Source organism: Microvirga lotononidis (assembly GCF_034627025.1).
GTDB lineage: Bacteria > Pseudomonadota > Alphaproteobacteria > Rhizobiales > Beijerinckiaceae > Microvirga > Microvirga lotononidis.
The window spans coordinates 4,899,151-4,922,810 of sequence record NZ_CP141048.1; the positions used below are offsets into that span (position 1 = coordinate 4,899,151).

The 23,660-nt window shown below is 67.1% G+C and carries 22 protein-coding genes; 20 read left to right on the forward strand and 2 right to left on the reverse strand.

Annotated elements, in window-relative coordinates; genetic code table 11:
• Window positions 1-10: 10 nt before the first annotated feature.
• From U0023_RS23085 to cobJ, 8 genes are read left to right on the forward strand one after another with little or no spacing between them, the layout of a single operon-like run.
• On the forward strand, window positions 11-787 hold the full coding sequence (locus U0023_RS23085) for a CbtA family protein (protein ID WP_009764485.1): 777 nt from the start codon (window positions 11-13) through the stop codon (window positions 785-787).
• Between the two features lie 3 nt (window positions 788-790).
• On the forward strand, window positions 791-1,186 hold the full coding sequence (locus tag U0023_RS23090) for a DUF1636 family protein (RefSeq protein WP_009764484.1): 396 nt from the start codon (window positions 791-793) through the stop codon (window positions 1,184-1,186).
• 25 nt (window positions 1,187-1,211) lie between these two features.
• Window positions 1,212-2,249, forward strand: coding sequence for a cobalamin biosynthesis protein CobW (cobW, locus tag U0023_RS23095; protein ID WP_009764483.1), 1,038 nt, complete (start codon window positions 1,212-1,214; stop codon window positions 2,247-2,249).
• Between the two features lies 1 nt (window position 2,250).
• Window positions 2,251-5,922, forward strand: a complete 3,672-nt coding sequence (cobN, locus tag U0023_RS23100) for a cobaltochelatase subunit CobN (protein WP_009764482.1) — start codon at window positions 2,251-2,253, stop codon at window positions 5,920-5,922.
• Entirely contained in the window at window positions 5,919-7,211 is a 1,293-nt protein-coding gene (gene cobG, locus U0023_RS23105) for a precorrin-3B synthase (RefSeq protein WP_009764481.1), read from the forward strand. The genes cobN and cobG overlap by 4 nt, the downstream gene beginning before the upstream one ends.
• Window positions 7,208-7,837, forward strand: coding sequence for a precorrin-8X methylmutase (locus U0023_RS23110; RefSeq protein ID WP_009764480.1), 630 nt, complete (start codon window positions 7,208-7,210; stop codon window positions 7,835-7,837). Before cobG ends, U0023_RS23110 begins: the two co-directional genes overlap by 4 nt.
• 4 nt (window positions 7,838-7,841) lie before the next feature.
• Window positions 7,842-8,585 (forward strand): precorrin-2 C(20)-methyltransferase, encoded by a 744-nt coding sequence (locus U0023_RS23115; RefSeq protein ID WP_009764479.1) that lies wholly within the window; start codon window positions 7,842-7,844, stop codon window positions 8,583-8,585.
• Entirely contained in the window at window positions 8,582-9,346 is a 765-nt protein-coding gene (gene cobJ, locus U0023_RS23120; protein ID WP_009764478.1) for a precorrin-3B C(17)-methyltransferase, read from the forward strand. The genes U0023_RS23115 and cobJ overlap by 4 nt, the downstream gene beginning before the upstream one ends.
• Here cobJ and U0023_RS23125 read toward each other — a convergent pair.
• Window positions 9,328-10,080 carry a cobalt-precorrin-6A reductase gene (locus tag U0023_RS23125; RefSeq protein WP_009764477.1) on the reverse strand — a complete coding sequence of 251 codons (753 nt, stop codon included), beginning with the start codon at window positions 10,078-10,080 and terminating at the stop codon, window positions 9,328-9,330. The two genes, cobJ and U0023_RS23125, sit on opposite strands and share 19 nt — an antisense overlap.
• Window positions 10,081-10,117: 37 nt before the next feature.
• Between U0023_RS23125 and U0023_RS23130 the strand changes: the two genes are divergently transcribed.
• Genes U0023_RS23130 through cobM form a run of 3 tightly spaced genes read left to right on the forward strand, consistent with a single transcriptional unit; the run spans window position 10,118 to window position 12,479 of the window.
• Window positions 10,118-11,332: a bifunctional cobalt-precorrin-7 (C(5))-methyltransferase/cobalt-precorrin-6B (C(15))-methyltransferase gene (locus U0023_RS23130; RefSeq protein WP_009764476.1), complete on the forward strand. Its 1,215-nt coding sequence runs from the start codon at window positions 10,118-10,120 to the stop codon at window positions 11,330-11,332.
• Window positions 11,329-11,715 (forward strand): cobalamin biosynthesis protein, encoded by a 387-nt coding sequence (locus U0023_RS23135; RefSeq protein ID WP_009764475.1) that lies wholly within the window; start codon window positions 11,329-11,331, stop codon window positions 11,713-11,715. Before U0023_RS23130 ends, U0023_RS23135 begins: the two co-directional genes overlap by 4 nt.
• Window positions 11,712-12,479: a precorrin-4 C(11)-methyltransferase gene (cobM, locus tag U0023_RS23140; protein ID WP_009764474.1), complete on the forward strand. Its 768-nt coding sequence runs from the start codon at window positions 11,712-11,714 to the stop codon at window positions 12,477-12,479. Before U0023_RS23135 ends, cobM begins: the two co-directional genes overlap by 4 nt.
• 11 nt (window positions 12,480-12,490) lie before the next feature.
• Here the strand turns inward: cobM and U0023_RS23145 are convergent, their stop codons facing one another.
• The gene (locus U0023_RS23145) at window positions 12,491-13,594 is read right to left on the reverse strand and encodes a cobalt-precorrin-5B (C(1))-methyltransferase (protein ID WP_009764473.1); all 1,104 of its coding nucleotides are present in this window, start codon (window positions 13,592-13,594) and stop codon (window positions 12,491-12,493) included.
• A 71-nt stretch (window positions 13,595-13,665) separates the two neighbouring features.
• Here U0023_RS23145 and cobA point away from each other — a divergent pair, with 71 nt between their 5' ends.
• The 9 genes from cobA to U0023_RS23190 all read left to right on the forward strand — a co-directional run bounded on the left by cobA (window position 13,666) and on the right by U0023_RS23190 (window position 23,652).
• A complete protein-coding gene (gene cobA / locus U0023_RS23150; protein ID WP_009764472.1) occupies window positions 13,666-14,460 on the forward strand; it encodes a uroporphyrinogen-III C-methyltransferase in 795 nt (264 codons plus the stop codon).
• Window positions 14,457-15,779, forward strand: coding sequence for a cobyrinate a,c-diamide synthase (locus U0023_RS23155; RefSeq protein ID WP_009764471.1), 1,323 nt, complete (start codon window positions 14,457-14,459; stop codon window positions 15,777-15,779). The genes cobA and U0023_RS23155 overlap by 4 nt, the downstream gene beginning before the upstream one ends.
• 192 nt (window positions 15,780-15,971) lie before the next feature.
• Window positions 15,972-16,175 carry a hypothetical protein gene (locus tag U0023_RS23160; protein WP_009764470.1) on the forward strand — a complete coding sequence of 68 codons (204 nt, stop codon included), beginning with the start codon at window positions 15,972-15,974 and terminating at the stop codon, window positions 16,173-16,175.
• Between the two features lie 170 nt (window positions 16,176-16,345).
• Window positions 16,346-18,394: an AMP-dependent synthetase/ligase gene (locus U0023_RS23165; RefSeq protein ID WP_009764469.1), complete on the forward strand. Its 2,049-nt coding sequence runs from the start codon at window positions 16,346-16,348 to the stop codon at window positions 18,392-18,394.
• Window positions 18,391-19,191: an ABC transporter ATP-binding protein gene (locus U0023_RS23170; protein WP_009764468.1), complete on the forward strand. Its 801-nt coding sequence runs from the start codon at window positions 18,391-18,393 to the stop codon at window positions 19,189-19,191. The genes U0023_RS23165 and U0023_RS23170 overlap by 4 nt, the downstream gene beginning before the upstream one ends.
• Before the next feature lie 13 nt (window positions 19,192-19,204).
• Entirely contained in the window at window positions 19,205-20,161 is a 957-nt protein-coding gene (locus tag U0023_RS23175) for a branched-chain amino acid ABC transporter permease (protein WP_009764467.1), read from the forward strand.
• Window positions 20,162-20,173: 12 nt separating this feature from the next.
• The gene (locus U0023_RS23180) at window positions 20,174-21,259 is read left to right on the forward strand and encodes a branched-chain amino acid ABC transporter permease (RefSeq protein ID WP_009764466.1); all 1,086 of its coding nucleotides are present in this window, start codon (window positions 20,174-20,176) and stop codon (window positions 21,257-21,259) included.
• A gap of 76 nt (window positions 21,260-21,335) precedes the next feature.
• Window positions 21,336-22,658 carry an ABC transporter substrate-binding protein gene (locus tag U0023_RS23185; RefSeq protein WP_009764465.1) on the forward strand — a complete coding sequence of 441 codons (1,323 nt, stop codon included), beginning with the start codon at window positions 21,336-21,338 and terminating at the stop codon, window positions 22,656-22,658.
• Window positions 22,659-22,803: 145 nt separating this feature from the next.
• Window positions 22,804-23,652 (forward strand): ABC transporter ATP-binding protein, encoded by an 849-nt coding sequence (locus tag U0023_RS23190; protein WP_009764464.1) that lies wholly within the window; start codon window positions 22,804-22,806, stop codon window positions 23,650-23,652.
• Window positions 23,653-23,660 lie beyond the last annotated feature (8 nt).

Sequence of the window (23,660 nt, forward strand, 5' to 3'; positions counted from 1 at the left end):
GGGGAATCCCATGATCCTGCGGGTTCTGAAAGCGGCCTTGGTCGCTGGGTTTCTGGCTGCCTGTGTGGCTGCGACCCTCCAAACCTTCCTGACGTCCCCCCTGATTCTTCAGGCCGAGACATACGAGAAGGCCGCCGCGCCGGAAGCACATGCCGCCCGGTTCGGCGGGATGTTGCACCTGGCCCATGTGCAACATGCTCCGTCCGACGCAGGGGAAGAGAGCGCCTGGGAGCCAGGCGAAGGCTTTCCCCGAATCGCATTCACGGCGCTGGCTACATTGGTCAGCGGTGTCGGCTATGCCTTGATCCTCGCGGCCCTGATCCTTGCGGCGGGTCGCCGGTTCGACCTGCAGACGACCTTGCGATGGGCCATCGGCGGCTTTCTCGCCGCCAGTCTCGCGCCTGCCGTCGGGTTGCCCCCTGAGCTTCCGGGCATGGGAGGCGCGCATCTCGCCGAGCGCCAGATTTGGTGGATCTGCACTGCCGCCGGAACGGCCCTTGGCCTGTATCTGATCACGAATGTGCGTCACCATGCGGCGATCGGCATCGGCCTCATCGCGATCGTGCTTCCACATCTGATCGGCGCGCCTCACGCGGAGGCCGCTGCGAGTGACGTTCCGGCCGCCCTGGCCGCGCAATTCGCAGCACGCTCGCTCGCGGTTGCGTTCGCCTTCTGGGCAACCCTTGGACTTGCCCTCGGCTGGTATTGGGCGCGCCAGGAAAACCGGACGAAATCGGGATTCCTCTCTCAGGCCGCTTCGGGCACGGGCGAACGCAAGGCAGTTTAGCCCATGACCTCACATCCTGAGGAGATCTGCCTGCATGTCTGCGTCACCTGCCGTCAGGCGGGTGGCCCGGACGACAAGGCGCTCCGGCCCGGTGCGATCCTGCACCGGGCTCTCACGGAGGCGCTCGCCCACCCCGATGCACCAAAGGTACGCGTGGAGGCGGTCGAATGCCTGTCCGTGTGCAAGCGGCCCTGCACCATCGCTGTCTCCGGTCCGGGACGCTGGACCTATATCTACGGCGACCTGAGCGCCGAGACATCGGTCGAGACGATCCTCGACGGATTGCGCCGCTATGCGGCCACGTCCGATGGACTCGTGCCCTGGCGCGAGCGTCCGGAAGCCTTCCGCAAGGGCGTCGTCGCCCGCATTCCCCCATTCAAGACGAACACAGCGGCTTAACGAGAGCCGCCGAAAGGCTCGATTCATGAGCGATCTTGCAAAGATCCCCTGCACCATCGTCACCGGATTCCTCGGTGCCGGCAAAACCACCCTGGTGCGTCACCTCCTCGAGAACGCGGGCGGACGCCGCCTCGCGGTTCTCGTCAACGAGTTCGGCGATCTCGGCTTCGACGGCTCCTTCATCGAAGGCTGCGGCATCGAGGGCTGCACCCAGGAGGACATCGTCGAACTCCCCAACGGCTGTCTTTGCTGCACGGTGGCGGACGATTTCGTGCCCGCCCTGAACACCCTGCTCAACCGACCGAATCCGCCCGAGCACATCCTGATCGAGACCTCCGGCCTCGCCCTGCCGAAGCCGCTCGTGCGCGCCTTCAACTGGCCGGACATCCGCTCCCGCGTGACGGTGGACGGCGTGATCGCCGTGGTCGATGGTCCGGCCGTCGCTTCCGGCGCCTTCGCCGAGGATCCCGACGCGCTCGAAGCCCAGCGCACGACCGACGCCTCGGTCGATCACGAGAACCCTCTGGAAGAGGTTTTCGAGGACCAGCTCCTCTGCGCCGATCTCGTCATCCTCAACAAGACCGACCAGATGGCGGCCGGCGACAAGGGCAAGGTTCTCGCCGAGATCAACGAGCATCTCCCGCGCGCCGTGAAGGTCATCGAGACGTCGCAGGGCAAGGTGGATCCGACGGTTCTGCTCGGGCTCGGCGCCGCCGCGGAAGCGGATCTCGAATCCCGCCCTTCGCACCACGAGACCGCCGAGGATCACGACCACGACGATTTCGACAGCGTCGCGATCCCGGTTGCGCCCGTCGCCACTCCGGAGGCGCTCGTCGCCCGCGTCGAGCGCGCGGCGGAAGCGGCCGGCGTGCTGCGGATCAAGGGCTTCGCCCCCGTCGACGGCAAGCCCATGCGCCTCGTGGTGCAGGGTGTCGGCCAGCGCGTCGCGCATCATTTCGACCGGCCGTGGAAGGCCGGCGAAGCCCGCGATGGCCGCATGGTCGTGATCGGCCTGAAAGGCTTCGACCTGAAGGCCGTCGAAGCCGCCCTGCGCCAGGGGTGACATGCACCTCCTCCCGGTCACAGCGATTTCCCTCGACGAAGGCTCGGAGGCCACGGACCTCCAGCAGCCGCCGGGGGACATCGTCGTCCTCTCCTTCGCGGACAGTGACCTCGGAGCGCTGGCGGCCGCGCAACGTCTGACGACGGGCGGAGCATCGCTCCGCCTCGCCTCGCTGCGTCGCCTGCGCCATCCTCTTTCCGTCGATCTCTATAGCGAGAAGACCGCATCGAAAGCGCGCTTCGTCCTCGTGCGCTGCCTCGGCGGTCTCGATTATTGGCGCTACGGCATCGAGCACCTTTCGCGCATCTGCAGTTCCCATGGAGTGAAGCTCGCTGTCCTGCCCGGCGACGATCGCCCCGATCCGCGCCTCGCCGCCTATTCCACCGTGCCGCAGGCTCTCTGCGACGAGCTGGAGGCCTATTTCCAGGCCGGCGGCATGGACAACATGCGCCGCCTTCTCGCCCGCATCGGTGCCGAGATCGGCGAGACGGGCACCATCGCGGAGCCGCCGCGCAATGTCCCCCGCGCCTTTGCGTGGCTCACGCGAGATTCCGAACAATGCACGCGCTCCGAGAATGCGCCCGATCAGTCGTTTCCTGTCATGTCATGGCCGGCGTCGTGCCGGCCATCCCGATCAGAAGAACACGGCGCTTCGATCCATCTGGATCACCGGTACGAGGCCGGTGATGACGTGAGGCGGACGCAGATTACGTCTGCTCCTCAGGACAAGAAGGGCGCGGACTCACCTCTCCCTGAGGAAGAGGTCGCGCCGGAGGCGCGGGTGAGGGGTTACAGGTTCCTCCGGAAAGCGCGTACCCCCTCACCCGGACCTGAAGGTCCGACCTCTCCCCATGGGAGAGGTGAAGCGGTGGCAATGTCGCGTTCACGGGATGAAGCATCCGACTCTGACTTTGCAACTCCCGAATCCCTCCTCGCCCGCCTCCCCGGCGACCGCCCCCTCGCGTATCTCCTCGTCTATCGCTCCGCCGTTCTCTCGGGGGACACGCAGGCCATCGAAACATTGGCGGCGGCTCTCAGGAAACGCGGCATCGGCTCGCTCGTCCTTGGCGTATCGAGCCTGAAGGACCCGGAAGCGGTCGCCGTCGTTCGACGCGCCATCCAGGCTCGACGTCCCGGCATCATCGTCACGACGACCGCCTTCTCGTCCCGCGACGACGAAAGTTTCGTCCTCGACCAGGCCGGTTGCCCGATCCTGCAGGCGATCCCTGTCGGCAGCCCCCAAGAGGCCTGGGAGGCCTCTCCGCGCGGGCTCTCCGCCGCCGATCTCGCCATGCAGATCGCGCTTCCCGAATTCGACGGGCGCATTGCCGCCGGCCCCATCTCGTTCAAATCGGAAGAACCCGTCGATCCCTCGCTCGCATTCTCACGCCGGATCCAGGCGCCGGATATGGGCGGCATCGATGCCGTTGCCGACACGGCGGCCGCCTGGGTGCGCCTTGCCTGCACACCGCGCCGCGAGCGCCGGCTTGCGCTGGTTCTCTCCGATTATCCCGCCCGGGGCGGGCGCGCTGGTTTCGCCGTCGGGCTCGATACGCCAGCCAGCGCCTGCGCGATCCTCGATCTTCTCGAACAAGCCGGTTACGCGGCCGGGCGGAGTTTTACGGCCGACGAACTGATGCCGCTTCTCACGCAATCCGGAGCTTCGTTCGACATTCCGTTGTCCTGCTACCGCGCTTGGCTCGATACGCTGCCAGCGGAACAACGCATCGCCATCGATGAGCGCTGGGGACAGCCTGAGAACGATCCCATATTTGCCGATGGAGCCTTCCACTTCCGTGCGGTTCGTGCGGGAAATACTCTCGTCGCGCTGCAACCGGACCGGGGCCACGGTCTCGACCGCAAAGGCTTCTATCACGACCCCGAATGCCCGCCGAGCCACGGCTATCTGGCCTTCTATTGCGGCCTCAGAACGATCGAGCGCATCCACGCTCTCGTTCATCTCGGCACCCACGGCACCACCGAATGGCTGCCCGGCAAGGCGGTGGCGCTCTCTAACGCCTGCTGGCCGCGCCTTGCCATCGGCGATGTGCCGGTGATCTACCCGTTCATCGTCGACGATCCGGGCGAGGCGGCGCCTGCCAAGCGCCGCATCGGCGCTGTGACGATCGGGCATCTCACGCCGCAGACGGCAGAGGCGGGCCTGCACGGAGAGGCCGGCGCGTTGCGCGAACTTGTCGAGGAATTCTCCTCCGCGCAGGTGCTCCATCCGGGGCGGGCCGAACTCGTCGCGAGGGAGATTCTGGACCGCGCCCGGACGAGCGGCCTCGCGGCGGCCTGCGGCGTCGAGGACCGCATGGCGATGGACGAGGCCCTGACGTGCCTCGACGCGCATCTTTGCGATCTCGGCGAGGTCACGATCCGCGACGGATTGCACGTCTTCGGCCATGCTCCCGATGGCTTCGAGACCTGCTCCACCGGCGAGCGCGAGGGTTTGCTCAAAGCTCTCGACGGCCGCTTCGTCGTGCCCGGCCCGTCCGGCTCGCCCTCTCGCGGCCAGACCAACGTTCTCCCCACCGGCCGCAACCTCGCGACCCTCGACCCACGGGCGATCCCGACGCGCGCGGCCACGGAACTCGGGCACCGCGCGGCTGCCGAAGTGGTGCGCCGCCACCTGCAGGAAGAAGGCGACTGGCCGCGCCGGATCGTGATGGATTTGTGGGCGTCCCCGACCCTGCGCACCGGCGGCGAGGACATCGCCCATGCGCTGGCCCTTATGGGCGTGCGCCCGACCTGGGACCATGCCTCGACCCGCGTGACCGGCTTCGAGATCGTGCCGCAGCCGCTCATGGACCGGCCCCGCGCCGACGTGACCCTGCGTGTCTCCGGCGCTTTCCGCGACACCTTTCCTGACCAGATCGCGCTTCTTGATCAGGCCGCCCGCGCGGTCGCAGCGCTCGACGAGGACGACGAGTGGAACGAACTCGCCGCCGCGCGACGACGCGGCGAGGCGATGTCCCGCGTCTTCGGCTCCGCGCCCGGCACCTATGGGGCGGGCGTATCCACCCAGGCGCTCGACGGCGAATGGGCGACACGGCATGACCTCGGGCGCACTTATCTGGACGGCACGTCCCATGCCTTCGGATCCGGTGGAGAAGCACGGGCAGATCAAAGCTTCCCGCAGCGGGTCGAGCAGGCCGAAGCCTTCGTGCATGTGAGCGACGTAGCCGAGCGCGACATCCTGGACGGAGATTCCGCCGCCGATGCCATCGGTGGCTTCGCGGCGGCGGCCCGGACGCTCGGCGCTTCGCCCGCCGTCTACAGCCTCGACACGAGCCGTCCGCAGCAACCGAAGGCCCGCACGCTGAGGGAAGACGTGGATCGCCTCGTGCGCGGACGCCTGACGAACCCGCGCTGGATCGCCGGCCAGTTGCGCCACGGCTGGCGCGGCGCGGCCGAAGTCGCGCAAGGCGTCGATGCGCTCCTCGCCTTCGCGGCGACCACGGATGCAGTTCCGTCGGAAACCCTCGATCTCGTCTTCACGGCCCTCATCGGCGACGAGTCGACCTGGACGCGGATCGAGGCCGCCAATCCGCCTGCCGCGCAGGCGATCCGCAACCGTCTCGCGGATGCGCGCCGTCGCGGCCTGTGGGCGAGCCGCCTCAATTCCGTTGCAGCCTTTTTCGACGATGGGCGCAAGGAGGCGGCCGAATGAACGCGCAGCCGATCAGCGAACGCCGTCGCGGATGGTGTCCCGGCGTTCGACGTCCCATGGCGACCGGCGACGGGCTCCTCGTGCGCCTGCATCCGCTCAGTGCCAGGATCAGCGCCGGTCAGGCCCGCGTCATCGCCGAAGTCGCCCGCCAGCACGGCAACGGCCATCTCGACATCACCGCCCGTGGCAACCTCCAGATCCGCGGCGTGAGCGAAGAGACCTATCCCGCCCTGCTTGAGATCCTGGAACGCGAAGGCTTGGCCGAGCCCGAGGGCGATGGCCCGAACCGCCTCACCGCCGTGTCGCCGCTCGCCGGCCTCGATCCCCTGGACCATGGCGACGCCCTTGCCCTGACATGGGCCATCGAGGATCAGGCTGCGCACCTGGACGGGCTGCCGGCAAAATTCTTCATCGCCGTCGATGGCGGCGGCTCGATGCCGCTCGACGCTATCGGGGCCGATCTCCATCTCGTGGCGACCGGCGCTGCCGTCGCTTTCGGGCGCTCTACCCCTGACGGCCTTGATTGGATCGGCACCGCCGGCCTGACCGGCGCGCCGGAGGCGGCTCGCTCCATCCTGGCGGGGTTTGCCGAAATGCGCCGCTCGGGCAGAACCGACGCGCGCAGGTTGCGCGATCTCGAGCCCGGCCTGGCCGACGAACTCGCCGCATCGGCAACCCTCACCCGGGCGGCACCGCCCCGGAAGCGCCCCGCCGCGCCCCATGCGGGCCTGTTTCAAACGGGACGCGGAGCGGCGGTACTGCTCGCCCTGCCCTTCGGCCGCTGCAATGCTGCGCAGCTAGTCCAAGCCGCCGCATGGAGCGAGCGCTTCGGCGGCGGCGAGATCCGCCTGTCCTTCACCCGCGGCCTTCTGCTGCCAGGCGTTGCGGACGAGCATGTCGCGCCCCTGCTTGCCGAAGCCGCCCGTGCCGGCTTCATCACCACCGCCGACGATCCCCGCCTGTCGCTGACCGCCTGCCCGGGCAGGCCCGCTTGTGCGAGCGGTCTGACTCCTGCCCCGTCAGACGCCCTGAGGATCGCCGAAACCTCCGGCGACCTTCTGGCGCGAGGCGCATCCATTCATGTCTCCGGCTGTCCGAAGGGCTGCGCCTATCCGGGAAAGGCCGATCTGACTCTGGTGGGACGCGTCGATGGCCGCTATGACGTCGTGCCCCAAGGCTCTACCCGAGATATTCCCTCTCTGACCCTATCCCTCGACGATATTATGAAAAATTTATTGCCGACGAAGCCCGCCGATCTGCGCCGCACCGCCCTGGAGCGCTCCCGATGAGCGACCGCGCCTATATCCGCGAGGGCGCGGAGATCTATCGCCGCTCCTTCGCGATCATCCGCTCCGAGGCCGACTTGTCGCGGTTTTCCGGCACGGCCGAGCGGGTGGTCGTGCGGATGATCCACGCCTGCGGCATGACAGACCTGCCGAAGGATGTCGAACTCTCGCCGGACTTCGCCGATGCGGCGGAGGCGGCCCTGAAGCGCGGGGCGCCGATCCTGTGCGACGCCAAGATGGTGGCGAACGGCATCACCCGGGCGCGGCTTCCGGCGAACAACGAGGTGATCTGCACCCTCGACGATCCGCGCGTCCCAGGCCTCGCGACCGAGCTCGGCAACACCCGTTCGGCGGCCGCCATGGAGCTGTGGCGCGAGCGCATGGAGGGTGCCCTCGTGGTGTTCGGCAACGCGCCGACGGCCCTGTTCCACCTGCTCGAAATGCTGGATGCCGGCGCACCGAAACCTGCGGCCGTCATCGGCATTCCGGTCGGTTTCATCGGCGCGGCGGAATCGAAGGAAGCCCTCGCCCGCGACCGACGCGTGCCGTACGTCGTCGTCCATGGCCGACGCGGCGGCAGCGCCATGGCCGCCGCGGCGGTCAATGCCCTCGCGAACCCGGTCGAGTAAGCCGATGCCGCAACAGGAACCCATCCGCCTCTTCGGTTTAGGCCTCGGCCCTGGCGATCCCGACTACATGACCGTCCGCGCCCGCAAGCTGCTGGAGACGGCCGACCGGCTCGTTCATTTCTGCAAGCGCGGACGGCGCGGCAATGCGCGGACCATCGCTGACGCCATCGTGGGGCAGGATCCGGAGCGCGAGATCGCCCTGGCCTATCCGGTGACCATCGAGATCCCGGCCGATCATCCGGACTACGCCGCCGCCCTCAACCCCTTCTACGAGGAAGCGGCGGCCCGCCTCCTCGCCGAGGTCGAGGCGGGCCGCACAATCGGCGTCCTCTGCGAAGGCGACCCCTTCTTCTACGGGTCCTTCATGCATCTCTGGTGGCGTCTGAAAGATCGGATACCGATTGAAGTGGTACCAGCTGTCACGGCCATGTCAGGAGCCTGGACCCGTGCCGGAGCGCCGATCACCTGGGGCGACGACGTGCTCACGATCGTGCCCGGCACGCTGCCCGAGGCGGAGCTGGCCCGCCGCCTCTCCGGCACCGACGCCGCCGTGGTGATGAAGCTTGGAAGCCATCTGCCGAAAGTCCGCACGGTGCTGAAATCCACCGGACTGTTCGAGCGCGCCATCTACGTGGAACGGGCCACCATGGCGGAGGAACGGATCGTTCCCTTGCCCGATCTTCCCGAGGATTGGAACGCGCCGTACTTCTCCCTCATCATCGTTCCGGGGCAAGGGAGGCGCGTATGACGGGCGCCCTCACCATCGTGGGCCTGGGCCCGGGCGATCCGCGCTACCTGACACCCGCCGCTTCCGCAGTTCTCGCCTCGGCGACCGACATCGTCGGTTACGGCCCTTACGTGGACCGCGTGCCGGAACGGCCGGGCGTGCGGCGGCATGCGTCCGACAACCGCGTCGAACTCGACCGTGCCCGCTTCGCCCTCGAACTCGCGGCAAAAGGCGCTCGCGTCGCCGTCGTCTCCGGCGGCGATCCCGGCGTCTTCGCCATGGCGGCGGCCGTGTTCGAGGCGGTGGAGAACGGCGATCCGTCCTGGCGCGGCCTCGACATCCGCGTGGAGCCCGGCATCACGGCGATGCTCGCGGCGGCGGCCCGTGTCGGCGCGCCGCTCGGCGGCGATTTCTGCGCCCTGTCGCTCTCGGACAACCTGAAGCCGTGGGACGTCGTCGCGTCGCGCCTGAGAGCGGCGGTTGCGGCCGATTTCGTCGTGGCGCTCTACAACCCGATCTCCTCCGCCCGCCCCTGGCAGCTCGGCGCGGCCTTCGAGATCGTCGCCGAGACGCGTGCACCCGACACGCCGATCATCCTGGCCCGCGCGGTCGGCCGTCCCGACGAGCGGATCCGGATCGTGCCCCTCGCCGAGGTGGAAGCCGCCATGGCCGACATGTCGACCATCGTGATCATCGGCGCGTCCAACACCCGGCTGATCGAGCGGCCCGAAGAGGGGGCGCCTTACGTCTATACGCCGCGCTTCTACGGGGCGCGGCCGTGACGTTTCTCCAGCCATTCGAGCGCTTCGTCGACACTCGCGACCTCCTCGACGCCCTGCGGCTCGTCGGGCCGCGCCACGACGACGACGGGAAGGCCGAGCGACCGCGCCGCCGCGATCTTCGGATAAGTCGCCGATCCGCCGGAATTCTTGGTCACGACTACGTCGACACGCTCGCGCTGCATCAGCGTACGTTCCGCAGCGTCATGGAACGGCGCGCGATCCTGAATGGCGACGACATTCGGCACCGGGAGGGCATCGCCGATGGGCTCGATGGTCCTTACGAGATAAGTGTGCTGCGGTGCAGCCGCGAAGGAGGCGAGTTCGAGGCGCCCCACTGTGAGGAAGACGCGTCGCGGAGACTTGCCGAGCGCCTGAACGGCCGCCTCCATCGAGGGCACTTCGATCCAGTGGTCGCCGGATTGCGGCGTCCAGGCCGGACGGCGAAGGGCGAGCAGAGGGACCTTAGCCAGAGCGCACGCCTCGGCCGCATTGCGGGACATCACGGCGGCGAATGGATGGGTCGCATCGATCACGGCTTCGATGCTCTCCTCGCGGAGGAAGGCGGCGAGCCCCGCCACACCGCCGAAGCCGCCGATGCGGGTCGGGATCGGCATGGGGCGCGGATCGCTGGTGCGGCCGGCCATGGACAGGAGCGGGCTGACATCGGATCGGCCGGCCAACCGCGCGGCGAGCGCGGAGGCCTCCGTGGTGCCGCCCAGAATGAGGATGCGCATGCGCACCTTTTCCCCGAATTCTGAGCAGGAGTCGAGCATGGCGCCGAACAGCCCCTGGCTCACCATCATCGGCATCGGCGAGGATGGGCGCGCAGGCCTCTCCCCGAGGGCCCTGGCTGCCCTCGATCAGGCTGCCTTCGTCATCGGCGGCACGCGCCATCTCGAACTCGCCGAGCCTCTCTCCGGCCAGGCGCAACCGTGGCCGAGTCCCTTCGCGGACGCCTATGCGCTGATCCTCGCCCGGCGCGGCGAGCCGACCTGCGTTCTTGCGACCGGCGACCCGTTTCACTACGGCGTCGGGGCGGAACTTGCACGGCTCATTCCGGCCGAGGAAATCGCCTGCTTTCCGCAACCCTCCGCCTTCAGCCTCGCGGCCGCGCGCCTGGGCTGGTCGCTGCCGGAATGCGACTGCGTGAGCCTGCACGGACGGGCGCTGGAGCGGATCATTCCCCATTTGCAGCCGGGCGGCCGCATTCTCGCCCTGTCCTGGGACGGCTCGACGCCGGACAAGCTCGCGGAATTGCTGAAGGCGCGCGGGTTCGGCGCCTCGGTGATCACCGTGTGCGAGGCCCTGGGCGGCCCGCGCGAGCGCATCCGCCGCACGAATGCTGCCGATTTCAGCCTCCTGGAGATCGGTCCGCTCAACACGGTCGCGATCGAGGTCTTAGCAGAAAGGGATGCACGCATCGTCACTCTCGCGCCCGGGCTACCCGATGCCTTTTTCGAGAATGACGGCCAGCTCACCAAGGCGGAGATCCGCGCCCTGACCCTTGCGGCGCTCGCGCCGAAAGCCGGTGAGCTCTTGTGGGATATTGGTCTCGGCGCCGGGTCCGTCGGCATCGAATGGTGCCTGCGCCATCCCCGCAATCGCTGCATCGGAATCGAGGAGCGTCCGGAGCGAGCCGAGAGGGCGCGCCGCAATGCGCTCGACCTCGGTACGGCGACTCTCGACATCCGCATCGGGCGAGCTCCGGACGCACTGGTCGATCTGCCGGCGCCGGATGCGATCTTCATCGGCGGCGGCGCGTCGGAGGCAGGCGTGTTCGACGCCGCCTGGGCCGCGCTGAAACCCGGCGGGCGTCTCGTGGTCAACGGTGTCACCTTGGAAACCGAGACCCTGCTCGGCAATCTCTACGCACGGCACGGCGGCACGATGCGGCGCCTGGCGGTCTCGCGCCTCGAACCCGTCGGCGGCATGCATGGCTGGCGGGCGGCGATGCCCGTTATGCAATGGATGGTGGTGAAGCCATGATCGTGGCAGGGATCGGATTCAGGCGCATCGCGGCCGCCGAGGACATCGTGGCGCTCGTGGAACAGGCACTGGAGCGCGCCGCGCTTACACGGGATTCACTTGCGAAACTCGCGACGATCAAGGCCCTCGCCGACATGCCCGCCTTCGCGGAATCCGCCCGCAGGCTTGCGGTTCTTGCGATTGCCGTCGAGGAGAGCGCGCTTGCCGCAGCGGCACAACGGGTGCGGACGCAATCGGCCCGATCCATCGCCGCGCATGGCGTCGGCTCCGTTGCGGAAGCGGCAGCTCTCGCGGCCGCCGGACCTCGCTCCGAACTCGTCCTGACGCGCATCGCCTCCGCGTCCGCCACCTGCGCCCTCGCGCGCCTGGAGACCGCTCCATGACCGTTCATTTCATCGGAGCAGGCCCCGGTGCCGCCGATCTCATCACCGTGCGTGGACGCTCGCTTGTCGAACGCTGCCCCGTCTGCCTCTATGCCGGCTCCATCGTGCCGCCGGAGATCCTATCCTGGTGCTCGCCCGGCGCGCGGCTGGTCGATACGGCTCCTCTCGACCTCGATGCCATCACGGCAGAATACGTGCGGGCTCACGAAAACGGCGAGGACGTGGCGCGGCTCCATTCGGGCGACCTGTCGATCTGGAGTGCCATGGGGGAACAGCTCCGGCGCCTCGATGCGCTGGGCATTCCCTACACGATCACGCCCGGCGTTCCCGCCTTCGCGGCCGCCGCCGCGGCTTTAGGGCGTGAGCTGACGGTGCCGGAGGTCGGCCAGTCGCTCGTCCTCACCCGCACCTCGGGTCGCGCCTCCGCCATGCCGGAGACGGAGCGACTTGCCACCTTCGCTCAGACGAAGGCGACGCTTGCCATTCACCTGTCGATCCACGTGATCGAGCAGGTGGTCGAGGACCTGCTGCCGTCCTACGGGGGCGATTGTCCTGCGGCGGTAGTCTGGCGCGCGTCGTGGCCCGATGAGCGGGTGATCAAGGGGACGCTGTCCACCATCGCCGCCATGGTCCGTGCCGAGAAGCTGGAACGCACCGCCCTGATCCTGGTCGGGCGGACTTTGGACGCAAAGGCCTTCCGCGAGAGCGCCCTCTACTCGACCGGTTACGACCGCCGCTTCCGTCCGGGCGGGAGCAGCCGATGAGCTACGCTGCGTCAGGCAACCGGGTGGAACGGCATGCGGCCCACAAGCCGCCCTTTGCGGTCGAACACCACGATCTCAAGGGCGATCTCGGCCCCACGCAGGGCCTTGGCGGCCGTGCGCCAGGCATGCTGCGCCACGATGTCTCCGAGCGGAAGGCCGTGGGTCTTCGCCATGTCCAGCACTTCGAGCGCCGTGTTGGCGCTCCGCGCCGTCTCCACGAGGTGCGGCTCGGCACCGGCCTCGGCAAGGCGCTCGGCCAACCAGTCGAGATCGACCGCGCCGGAGCGCGAGTGCAGGTCGAGCAATCCCTGTCCCAGCTTCGTCATCTTGGCGATGCCGCCCGCGATCGTCACGCGCGGGACTGGATTGCGGCGCAGATATTTCAGCATCCCGCCGGCGAAGTCGCCCATGTCGATGAGGGCATGATCCGGCAGGTCGTGCAGGATCTGCACGGCCTTCTCGGAAGTCGAGCCGGTCGCGCCCGCCACGTGATCGACGCCGCCCGCGCGGGCCACGTCGATGCCCCGGTAGATGCTGTGGATCCAGGCGGAGCACGAATAGGGCACCACCACGCCGGTCGTGCCGAGGATCGACAGCCCGCCCAGGATGCCCAGGCGTGGATTGAGGGTCTTCTGAGCGATCGCCTCTCCGCCCGGAATGGAAATCTCGACCTCGATATCGACGGTCCCGCCGACGCTGCGCGCCGCCTCATCGAGGTTGTCGCGGATCATCTGGCGCGGCACCGGATTGATGGCGGGCTCGCCCGGCGGCAGGGGCAGTCCGGCGCGGGTGACCGTCCCGACGCCCTCGCCGGCGCGGAACGTGACGCCGGAGCCTGGCGCACCGCCCCGGACGGTCGCGACCACCAGGGCGCCATGCGTCACGTCCGGATCGTCGCCCGCATCCTTGACGATGCCCACCCGGGCGCCGCCCTCGCAAAGTTCGTGCACGGCCAAGGCAAAGGCAGGCCGCGCTCCGCCCGGAAGCACGATCTCGACGGGATCGGGGCAATCGCCTGTCCGCCAACCCAGATACGCCGCCTTGGCGGCCGCCGTGGCGCAGGCGCCCGTGGTCCAGCCACGGCGCAACGATCCGGCGGGTTTACTCTCGTCCATACGCCCTCTTACATCGTCCCCATGAATTCCAACAGCCGCATCATGGCCCCCGGTCCCGTCCGGAGGCCCGCATGACCTCCCTGTCCCGCCTCTCGCCGCCCTTCGCGCCGGGTACCGTCTGGCTCGTCGGAGCCGGCCCGGGCGATCCCGGCCTGCTCACGATCCATGCCTTGAACGCCCTCGCGGCGGCCGATGCCATCGTGTACGACGCCCTCGTCGATCCGGCCGTGCTGGCCCTGGCCCGCGAGGGAGCCACCCTCGAATTCGCAGGCAAGCGCGGCGGCAAGCCCTCCGCCGTCCAGCGGGACATCTGCGAGCGGCTGATCCAGCTCGCCCGCGAGGGGAAGCGGGTGCTGCGGCTCAAGGGCGGCGATCCCTTCATCTTCGGGCGCGGCGGCGAGGAAGCGCTCGCCCTCTCGGATGCCGGGATTTCCTTCCGCATCATTCCCGGCGTGTCGAGCGGTCTCGCCTCGCTCGCCATCCATGGCGTTCCGGCGACCATGCGCAAATCGAACCATGCGGTCATCCTCGCCACCGGCCATGCCGCTCCGGATTCAGAGATCGAATGGGCCTCGCTCGCCCGCACCGGAGCGCCCATCGTGCTCTACATGGCCGTGTCGAGCCTCCCTTCCATCGTGGAGCGGCTCATGGAGGGCGGCCTTTCCGGCGACACGCCGGCCCTGGCCGTGCATGGGGCGACGACCGCCAAGGAAAGCGTCGTGGAAGGAACCCTCGAAACCCTTCCGAAGCTGGCGGAGCAAGGGCTGATCCGCTCGCCGGCGATCGTCGCCATCGGGGCCATCGCGGCCTTCCGCTCGGCCATCGCCAACCATCTGCTCGAATTTGGCAGCGAGGCTGCTCAATGAGCGTTGCGCCGGGCCTTCTCATCGCGGCACCGCGCTCCGGTTCCGGCAAGACCACCATCGTGCTCGGGCTCCAGCGCGCCCTCGCCCGTCGGGGCCTTCGGGTGCGCGGCGTGAAATGCGGGCCTGACTACATCGATCCCGCCTTCCACGCCGCCGCCACGGGCGCGCCGAGCTTCAACCTCGACAGCTTCGCCATGGGACCCGAACTCCTGGAGATACTTGCCTCCCAGGCGGCCGGCGATGCGGATCTCGTCCTCGCGGAAGGCTCCATGGGGCTCTTCGACGGCATCCGCCAGGAGACCGGCCGGACCGGCGCCAGCGCCGATATCGCGGCCCTGTTCGGCTGGCCGGTGATTCTCGTCCTCGACGTGTCGGGCCATGCGCAATCGGCCGCCGCCGTCGCGCTCGGCTGTGCCCGTTTCGACCCGCGGATCGAGGTGGCCGGGGTGGTGCTGAACAAGGTCGCGGGCGAGCGCCACCGAAGGCTGGTCGAGGACGGCATGGCGCGGATCGGCTTGCCGGTCCTCGGCGCCATGGCGCGCAATGCCGAGCTCGGTCTTCCCGAGCGTCATCTCGGCCTCGTCCAGGCGGGTGAGACCGACGAGCTTGGCATGCGTCTGGAAGGACTTGCCAATGCAGTTGAATCCTCGCTCGATATCGACCGTCTCATCGCCCTCGCGGGCCCGACCCGACTTCGATCCATGGGCATCGCCAAGCCGCTGCCTCCGCCGGGGCAGCGCATCGCCTTGGCCTCGGACATGGCCTTCTCCTTCGTCTACCCGCATGTGCTGTCGGGCTGGCGCGCCGCCGGGGCGGAGATCGTCCCCTTCTCGCCCCTGGCCGACGAACCGCCTCCGCCGGATTGCGACGCATGCTGGCTGCCGGGAGGATACCCCGAGCTTCACGCCGGACGCATCGCCGAAGCTGCGTGCTTCCTCGACGGACTGCGCCGCTTTGCCGAGAGCAGGCCGGTCCACGGCGAGTGCGGCGGCTACATGGTGCTGGGCCGATCCCTGGAGGATGGCGACGGAACTACGCATGCCATGGCGGGCCTCCTGCCGGTCGAGACGAGCTATGCCAAGCGCAGGATGCATCTCGGCTATCGGGTGGCGCATCTGCTCGGGGACGGCGCCATGGGTCCGGCGGGGCAGCGCCTCGTCGGCCATGAGTTCCACTACGCCTCGGTGACGCAGAGCGATCCCTCGCGGGAAGCCGCCTTCGCAACGATCACCGACGCGGAAGGGAACGATCTGGGCACGGCCGGGCACCGCATCCGGAACGTGACTGGAAGCTTCTTCCACGTGATCGCCCACGGGTAACGGCATCGTGACGCGGCGTGTGCCAGAAGTGTCAAGTCGCCATCGTTTCGCCTCAGCGATCCGTCTTGATCCGGGTGAACCTGGAAGGGGTCGGGGAGAACATCCAAGCTTGACGGGCTGATGGCGGCATTCCCGACCGCCTGAGATCCTCCAAGCTCCTGTTCATCGCATCCCAGGGTATTGGAGGCGCTGATGAAAGAGGCATTCCACATCGGACAGCTCGTCCGGATCGCCAAGCCGTCCTCGGGCAGTTCGGATCATCGCATCTATTGCATCGTCTGCTTCGTGTCGGACGAGGATGAATCGCCGCTCTACCGTATCAAGAACACGGTCGGCATCGAGCGTCTCGTCAGGTCCCATGAGATCGAACCCGCTGCTCTGACGGCCGTGCCGTGACGCATGGCCTCCCTCGCGGAGGCGTGACAGACCCGGCCGTCGCTGTATTAGCCCTTGGTAGCGGTGGCGGGCACCTTGCCGTCCCCTGACGGGCGCGACAGAATACCCTCCGACAAAGCCCGAAACGGGCAAGCCGGCGACAGATCGGCACAGGCATGGAGGACAACTCCATGCACCAGAGGAAGCGAAGCCATACCACGCGTCTCGACGCGCGGCTGCCAGGGAGGTTGACGTCGTTGACGACGGCTGCGGATGCGCGCGCGGATACATTCCCCAAATTGCTGGCGCGCAACGCGCGTGTACGCCCGACGCGCACCGCGTTTCGGCACAAGGACCTCGGCATCTGGCAGTCCTGGACTTGGGGCGAGGTGCACGACATCGTCCGGGCCTATGCCTGCGGCCTGCAGGCGCTGGGCCTCAAGCGCGGCGGCAAGATCGCCGTCATCGGCTACAACCGCCCCTATCTCTACTGGACCATCTGCGCCGCCCAATGGCTCGGTGCGATCCCGATCCCGGTCTATGCGGATTCCGTCGCCGAGGAGATGGCCTATGTGCTGGCCCATGCCGAGGTGACGCACGCGGCCGTGCAGGACCAGGAGCAAGTCGACAAGATCCTGTCCGTTTCGGACCAGCTGCCGCAGCTCGAGCGTGTGCTCTACGACGAGCAGAAGGGCCTGCGGGACTACGATCACAGTCGGCTTCACTCCATCGAATCCGTCGTGGAGGAGGGCCGCGCCCGATTGACCGATGCGCAGGAGGCGGCGGCCATCGGCCAGGCGCTGCAGGACGGCAAAGGCTCCGACCTCGCCATCATTCTCTACACGTCCGGCACGACCGGGCGTCCCAAGGGCGTGATGCTCACCTCGGACGCGGTGATCGCCGCCGCCGCAATCGGCTGCGACTTCGACAAGCTCGACGAGACCGACGAGATCATCGCCTATCTGCCTATCGCCTGGGTCGGCGACCACATCTTCTCCTATGCGCAGGCCATCCTCTCCGGCCTCTGCGTCAATTGCCCCGAAAGCCCCGAGACCGTGGCGGAAGACCGCCGCGAGATCGGCGCCACCTACGTGTTCGCCCCGCCGCGCGTCTTCGAAAGCATGCTGACGCTGACCATGGTGCGCATCGAGGATGCGGGCGCCCTCAAGCGGCGCATGTTCCACTTCTTCATCCGGCACGCCAACAAGGTGGGCGAGAGGATCCTGAACGGGGAGCCGGGGGTCAGCGCCTGGGACCGCCTGCTCTGGCAGGTCGGCAACGTGCTCGTCTATGCCCCCTTGCGCAACCGCTTCGGCATGACGCGGGTGAAGGTGGGATACACGGCCGGCGAGGCCATCGGGCCGGAGATCTTCCGCTTCTACCGCTCCATCGGAGTCAACCTGAAGCAGCTCTACGGACAGACGGAGGCATCCGTCTACATCACCATGCAGCCCAACGGCGAGATCCGCGCCGACACGGTGGGCCGCCCTGCCCCGCAGGTGGAGATCCGCATCGCCGACAACGGCGAGGTCCTCTACCGCTCGCCCGGGATCTTCGTGGGCTATTATAAGGACGACGAGAAGACGGCGGAGACGAAGACGCCCGATGGCTTCGTGCATTCGGGCGACGCCGGTTTCTTCGACCAAAACGGCCATCTGAAGATCATCGACCGGGCCAAGGATGTCGGCCGGATGCGCGACGGTGCGCTGTTTCCGCCGAAATACGTCGAGAACAAGCTGAAATTCTACCCCAACATCAAGGAAGCGGTCTGCTTCGGCGACGGGCGCGACTATGTGGCGGCCTTCATCAACATCGACCTCGTGGCGGTGAGCAATTGGGCCGAGCGGAGCGGCGTGACCTACGCGTCCTACCAGGAACTCGCCGGCCATCCACTCGTCTACGACATGATCCAGAAGCACGTGGACGAGGTGAACCGCTCGCTGGCCTCCGAGCCGCGCATGGGCGGCGCCCAGATCAGGCGCTTCCTCATCCTGCACAAGGAACTCGACGCCGACGACGGCGAGCTCACGCGTACGCAGAAGGTCCGCCGAGGCTTCATCGCCGACCGTTACACCCCGCTCATCGACGCGCTCTATGACGGCTCGTCCGAGGCCGACATCTCCACCGAAGTTACGTTCGAAGACGGGCGCAAGGGCGTGATCTCCGCGCGGGTCAGGATCAGGGACATGGAAGCATATCCGACGCAGGAGCCCGGATCGGTGCTGGAGGCGGCGGAATGAGAGCGCCCGATCATCCCGTCATGGGCAAGGGCGACGTGCTGCTCGCCGTGGACAACGTCTCCCTCGGCTTCGGCGGCGTGAAGGCGCTCACCAACGTGTCGTTCGACATCCGCAAGAGCGAGATCCGCGCCATCATCGGGCCGAACGGCGCGGGCAAGACCTCGATGCTCAACTGCATCAACGGCTTCTACTATCCCACGGAAGGCCGCATCACCTTCAAGGGCGTGAAGCGCCCGAAGATGCGCCCCTACGAGGCCGCGCGCGGCGGCATCGCCCGCACGTTCCAGAACGTGGCTCTCTTCAAGAGCATGTCGACCCTCGACAACATCATGGCCGGCCGTTCGATCAAGATGAATTCGAGCTTTTTCTGGCAGCTCTTCCGCCATGGCCCGGCCATGAGGGAGGAGGTCGAGCACCGCCGCTTCGTCGAGGAGATCATCGACTTCCTCGAAATCCAGCACATTCGGAAGGTTCCTGTCGGGCGCCTGCCCTACGGCCTTCAGAAGCGGGTCGAACTCGGGCGGGCTCTCGCCATGGAGCCTGAACTGCTGCTTCTCGACGAGCCCATGGCGGGCATGAACCTCGAAGAGAAGGAGGACATGTCCCGCTTCATCCTGGAGGTGAACCAGCAATACGGCACCACCATCGCGCTGATCGAGCACGACATGGGCGTGGTCATGGACCTCTCCGACCGGGTCGTGGTGCTGGAATACGGCCGCAAGATCGCCGACGGCACGCCGTCCGAGGTCAAGAGCGACCGGCGCGTGATCGACGCCTATCTCGGCGTGGCGCATTGAAGGGCCCCTGACGATGGACATGCTCTACAAGGTCTTCATCGAGCCCTTCGTGTTCATGGGCGAGGCGCCGGACCTCCTGATCCAGACGCTCTGGGAAGGTCTGGTGTCGGGCGTGCTCTATGCGCTGATCGCGCTGGGCTTCGTGCTCATCTTCAAGGCTTCCGGAGTGTTCAACTTCGCGCAGGGCATCATGGTCGTGTTCGCGGCCCTGATCCTGGTCGGCCTCTACGAGAAGGGGGTTCCGGCCTTCCTGGCGCTCATCCTGGCGGCTCTCGCCATGCTCGTGCTCGCCATGGTGGTGGAGCGCGTGGTGCTGCGTCCCCTCGTCAACCAGCCCGACATCATCCTCTTCATGGCAACCTTCGGGCTCACCTATTTCCTCATCGGCTTCGGCGAGCTCATCTTCGGCGGCAATCCGCGTGAGATGATCACAGAGCAGCTTTTCCTGCCCCAGGGCACGACGGAAATCGGTGCCTTCGGAGGCTCCATCCGCCTGCAGCATCTCGATATCGCGGCGGCGATCATCGCGTCGATCATGATCGGCCTGCTGGCAGTGTTCTTCTCGAAGACGCGCATCGGTCGGGCGCTCCGTGCGGTCGCCGACAGCCACAAGGCGGCGCTCTCCGTGGGCATCTCGCTCAACCAGATCTGGGTCATCGTGTGGTTCGCCGCCGGCATCGTGGCGCTGGTGGCAGGCATCATGTGGGGCGCGCGCTCGGGCGTGTCGTTCTCGCTCCAGATCATCGCCCTCAAGGCGCTCCCGGTTCTCATCCTCGGCGGTTTCACGTCGATCCCGGGCGCCATCATCGGCGGCCTCATCGTCGGGGTCGGCGAGAAGCTCGGAGAATTCTACTGGGGGCCGCTGGTCGGCGGCGGCGTCGAGACCTGGCTCGCCTACGTCATCGCACTCCTGTTCCTGCTCTACAGGCCGCAGGGTCTGTTCGGCGAAAAGATCATCGAACGGATTTAGGGAGACGTCCCAGTGCTCTACCGCGAGGCCGGCCAGTTCAAGACCAACTACGTCGCGGACAGCGCGATCTTCCCCTTGAGGGAGGACCGGATCGGACTGGCGCTCATCATCCTCGCCGCCTACGCGCTCGCCTTCTTCGGCAGCAATTTCCTGCTCCAGGCGGTGCTGATCCCGTTCCTGGTCTTCTCGCTGGCGGCCATCGGCCTCAACATCCTCACCGGCTATACGGGCCTCCTGTCGCTGGGCACCGGCGCCTTCATGGGCGTGGGCGCCTATGCCTGCTACAAGCTGATGACGGCCTTTCCCGGCGTGAACGTGATCGTCTGGATCTTCGTGTCGGGCTTCTTCTCCGCCGCGATCGGCGCCCTGTTCGGCCTGCCTTCCCTACGCATCAAGGGCTTTTATCTCGCGGTCGCTACGCTCGCCGCGCAGTTCTTCCTGCAATGGTGCTTCATCCGCATCCCCTGGCTCGTGAACTACAACGTCTCGGGTGCGCTCGACGCCCCCTTGCGCACCCTTTTCGGCATTCCGATCATGGGGCCGAACGCCACCCCGCAGACGCGCTATCTCCTGGTGCTCACCATCGTGATCCTGCTCACGTGGCTCGCCTCGAACCTCGTCCATGGCCGCATCGGACGCATGTGGATCGCGATCCGCGACATGGATCTCGCGGCCGAGCTCATGGGCATCCGGCCGCTCCAGACCAAGCTCCTCGCCTTCGCAGTCTCGTCCTATTACTGCGGCGTGGCCGGGGCGCTTCTCGTCTTCCTCTGGTATGGCGGCGCGGAATACGACGTGTTCAACATCAACCAGTCCTTCTTCATCCTGTTCATGGTGATCATCGGAGGATTGGGCAGCCTCATCGGGTCGTTCTTCGGCGCGGCGCTGATCTTCATCCTTCCCATCGTGCTCGGCATCGTGCTTCCGGCCATGCTGTCGCCCTTCGGCCTCTCGGTCGGAGCCGACGTGATCGAGCATCTGCGCTTCATGATCGTGGGCGCGCTCATCATCTTTTTCCTGATCGTCGAACCGCACGGCCTCGCGCGGCTCTGGCAGATCGGCAAGCAGAAGCTCCTGGTCTGGCCGTTCCCCTATTGAGGGCCGGACGCAAAGGAGACGGAACAGGCAACAAGAATTCGGCTTCTCGGCCGATACAACGGGAGGAAACGCGACCATGTCGTTTCGCAAGATAAGCCTTGGACTCGCCGCCGCGACGATGCTCGCGGGCACGGCCCTGCCCGCCTTTGCGCAGGATTCGATCTACGTTCCCCTCTTCACCTACCGCACCGGTCCCTTCGCGGGCTCCGGCACCTTCATCGCGGACGGCATGCACGATTATCTTGAGATGCTGAACCAGCGCGACGGCGGCATCGGCGGCGTGAAGCTCGTGCTGGAGGAATGCGAGACCGGCTACGATACCAAGAAGGGCGTCGAGTGCTACGAGGCCGTGAAGGGCAAGAACCCGGTCATCGTGAACCCATGGTCCACCGGCATCACGCTCCCGCTGATCCCGCGCGCCTCCGTGGACAAGATCCCGATCCTCTCCATGGCCTACGGCCTCTCGGCTTCGGCCCGCGGCGACATCTTCCCCTGGGTGTTCAACCCACCGAGCACCTATTGGGACGGCCTGTCGATGATCATCAAGTTCATCGGCGAAAAGGAAGGAGGGCTGGAAAAGCTGAAGGGCAAGAAGATCGGCTTCATCCATCTCGATGCCGCCTTCGGCAAGGAGCCGATCCCGCTGCTCCAGGAACTCGCCAAGGAAATCGGCTTCGAGGTGGCGCTCTACCCGGTCGCCGCGCAGGACATGCAGAACCAGTCCTCGCAATGGCTCAGCGCGCGGCGTGACCGTCCCGACTACATGATCATGTGGGGTTGGGGCTCCATGAACGGCGCCGCCGTCAAGGAAGCCGTTCGCTCGGGCTATCCGATGGACAAGTTCTACTCGGTCTGGTGGCCGAGCGAGGACGATGCCCGCAGTGGCGGCGCCGGCGCGAAAGGCTTCAAGGAGCTCAACTGGCACGCCGTCGGGGCGAACTTCCCGGCCTTGCAGGACATCCAGAAGCATGTGGTCGACAAGGGCCTGTCCAAAGCCTCCAAGGACAAGGTGGGCGAGGTTCTCTACAACCGCGGCGTCTACAACTCGCTCCTGATCGCCGAAGGCATCGCCCAGGCCCAGAAGATCACGGGCAAGAAGGCCGTGACCGGCGAGGACGTGCGTCGCGGCATGGAGAACATCAAGCTCGATCCGGCCCGTCTGAAGGAACTCGGGCTCGAGGGCTTTACCGAACAGCTCGTGCTCTCCTGCAGCGACCATAACGGCCACCGCCCCGCCTTCATGCAGGAATGGGACGGTACGAAATGGGTGAAGATCTCCAATCCCATCGAGCCCATGACAGACCGCGTGAAGTCGCAGCTCGATGCGGCCGCGAAGGACTATGCCGAGAAGAACGCCGGCTGGCCCAAGCGGACCGAGGCCTGCGACAAGGCGAGCTAGTTCAAGCACACCGCGAAGCCTCCTCCCCCTTGTGGGGTGGAGTTGGAGGTGGGGGTGTGAGCGATAGCCTATGAAGGTTAGCGCCGGCACCCCCACCCTTAATCCCTCCCCACAAGGGGGAGGAAAAATCGAGGAGGATTCGTCGATGTCGAGCGCCGTCCAGATGCCGCCGCAGCACACACCGCAACCCGCCGACAACGTCCTCACTGTCAACAACATCGAGGTCGTCTACGATCACGTGATCCTCGTGCTGAAAGGCGTCTCGCTCAGCGTGCCCAAAGGCGGCATCGTGGCCCTGCTCGGCGCCAACGGCGCGGGCAAGACGACGACGCTCAAGGCCATCTCCAACCTGCTCCACGCCGAGCGCGGCGAAGTGACGAAGGGGTCGATCGAGTTCAAGGGCGAGCGGGTCGACAAGCTCTCGCCCAACGAGCTGGTGCGGCGCGGCTGCATCCAGGTGCTCGAAGGCCGCCATTGCTTCGGCCATCTGACCATCGAGGAGAACCTGCTCACCGGCGCCTTCACGCGGCGGGACGGCAACGCCGCCATCCGGCGCGACCTGGAGGCGATCTACGACTACTTCCCGCGCCTGAAGCAGCGGCGATCCTCCATGGCGGGCTATACCTCCGGCGGCGAGCAGCAGATGTGCGCCATCGGCCGGGCGATGATGTCGCGCCCCTCCATGATCCTGCTCGACGAGCCCTCCATGGGCCTCGCGCCGCAGATCGTGGAGGAGATCTTCGAGATCGTGCGCAAGCTCAATGCGACGGAGGGCGTGTCCTTCCTGCTCGCCGAGCAGAACACCAACATGGCGCTGAAATACGCCACCTATGGCTACATCCTGGAAACGGGCCGCGTCGTCATGGACGGCCCGGCCCAGATGCTGCGCGAGAACGAGGATGTGAAGGAGTTCTATCTCGGGGTCTCCGAGGGAGACCGCAAATCCTTCCGCGCGGTGAAAAGCTACAAGCGCCGCAAGCGCTGGCTGGCGTGACACTCCAG

What these genes read in the sequence shown, in the direction of transcription:
- U0023_RS23165 (WP_009764469.1), top strand. Translation starts at nt 16,346, where the DNA reads ATGCACCAGAGGAAGCGAAGCCATACCACGCGTCTCGACGCGCGGCTG.
- U0023_RS23130 (WP_009764476.1), top strand. Translation starts at nt 10,118, where the DNA reads ATGGCGCCGAACAGCCCCTGGCTCACCATCATCGGCATCGGCGAGGAT.
- U0023_RS23135 (WP_009764475.1), top strand. Translation starts at nt 11,329, where the DNA reads ATGATCGTGGCAGGGATCGGATTCAGGCGCATCGCGGCCGCCGAGGAC.
- U0023_RS23175 (WP_009764467.1), top strand. Translation starts at nt 19,205, where the DNA reads ATGGACATGCTCTACAAGGTCTTCATCGAGCCCTTCGTGTTCATGGGC.
- U0023_RS23155 (WP_009764471.1), top strand. Translation starts at nt 14,457, where the DNA reads ATGAGCGTTGCGCCGGGCCTTCTCATCGCGGCACCGCGCTCCGGTTCC.
- U0023_RS23160 (WP_009764470.1), top strand. Translation starts at nt 15,972, where the DNA reads ATGAAAGAGGCATTCCACATCGGACAGCTCGTCCGGATCGCCAAGCCG.
- cobW (WP_009764483.1), top strand. Translation starts at nt 1,212, where the DNA reads ATGAGCGATCTTGCAAAGATCCCCTGCACCATCGTCACCGGATTCCTC.
- cobN (WP_009764482.1), top strand. Translation starts at nt 2,251, where the DNA reads ATGCACCTCCTCCCGGTCACAGCGATTTCCCTCGACGAAGGCTCGGAG.
- U0023_RS23115 (WP_009764479.1), top strand. Translation starts at nt 7,842, where the DNA reads ATGCCGCAACAGGAACCCATCCGCCTCTTCGGTTTAGGCCTCGGCCCT.
- U0023_RS23185 (WP_009764465.1), top strand. Translation starts at nt 21,336, where the DNA reads ATGTCGTTTCGCAAGATAAGCCTTGGACTCGCCGCCGCGACGATGCTC.
- U0023_RS23190 (WP_009764464.1), top strand. Translation starts at nt 22,804, where the DNA reads ATGTCGAGCGCCGTCCAGATGCCGCCGCAGCACACACCGCAACCCGCC.
- U0023_RS23090 (WP_009764484.1), top strand. Translation starts at nt 791, where the DNA reads ATGACCTCACATCCTGAGGAGATCTGCCTGCATGTCTGCGTCACCTGC.
- cobA (WP_009764472.1), top strand. Translation starts at nt 13,666, where the DNA reads ATGACCTCCCTGTCCCGCCTCTCGCCGCCCTTCGCGCCGGGTACCGTC.
- U0023_RS23110 (WP_009764480.1), top strand. Translation starts at nt 7,208, where the DNA reads ATGAGCGACCGCGCCTATATCCGCGAGGGCGCGGAGATCTATCGCCGC.
- U0023_RS23085 (WP_009764485.1), top strand. Translation starts at nt 11, where the DNA reads ATGATCCTGCGGGTTCTGAAAGCGGCCTTGGTCGCTGGGTTTCTGGCT.
- U0023_RS23125 (WP_009764477.1), bottom strand. Translation starts at nt 10,080, where the DNA reads ATGCGCATCCTCATTCTGGGCGGCACCACGGAGGCCTCCGCGCTCGCC.
- U0023_RS23170 (WP_009764468.1), top strand. Translation starts at nt 18,391, where the DNA reads ATGAGAGCGCCCGATCATCCCGTCATGGGCAAGGGCGACGTGCTGCTC.
- cobM (WP_009764474.1), top strand. Translation starts at nt 11,712, where the DNA reads ATGACCGTTCATTTCATCGGAGCAGGCCCCGGTGCCGCCGATCTCATC.
- cobG (WP_009764481.1), top strand. Translation starts at nt 5,919, where the DNA reads ATGAACGCGCAGCCGATCAGCGAACGCCGTCGCGGATGGTGTCCCGGC.
- U0023_RS23145 (WP_009764473.1), bottom strand. Translation starts at nt 13,594, where the DNA reads ATGGACGAGAGTAAACCCGCCGGATCGTTGCGCCGTGGCTGGACCACG.
- cobJ (WP_009764478.1), top strand. Translation starts at nt 8,582, where the DNA reads ATGACGGGCGCCCTCACCATCGTGGGCCTGGGCCCGGGCGATCCGCGC.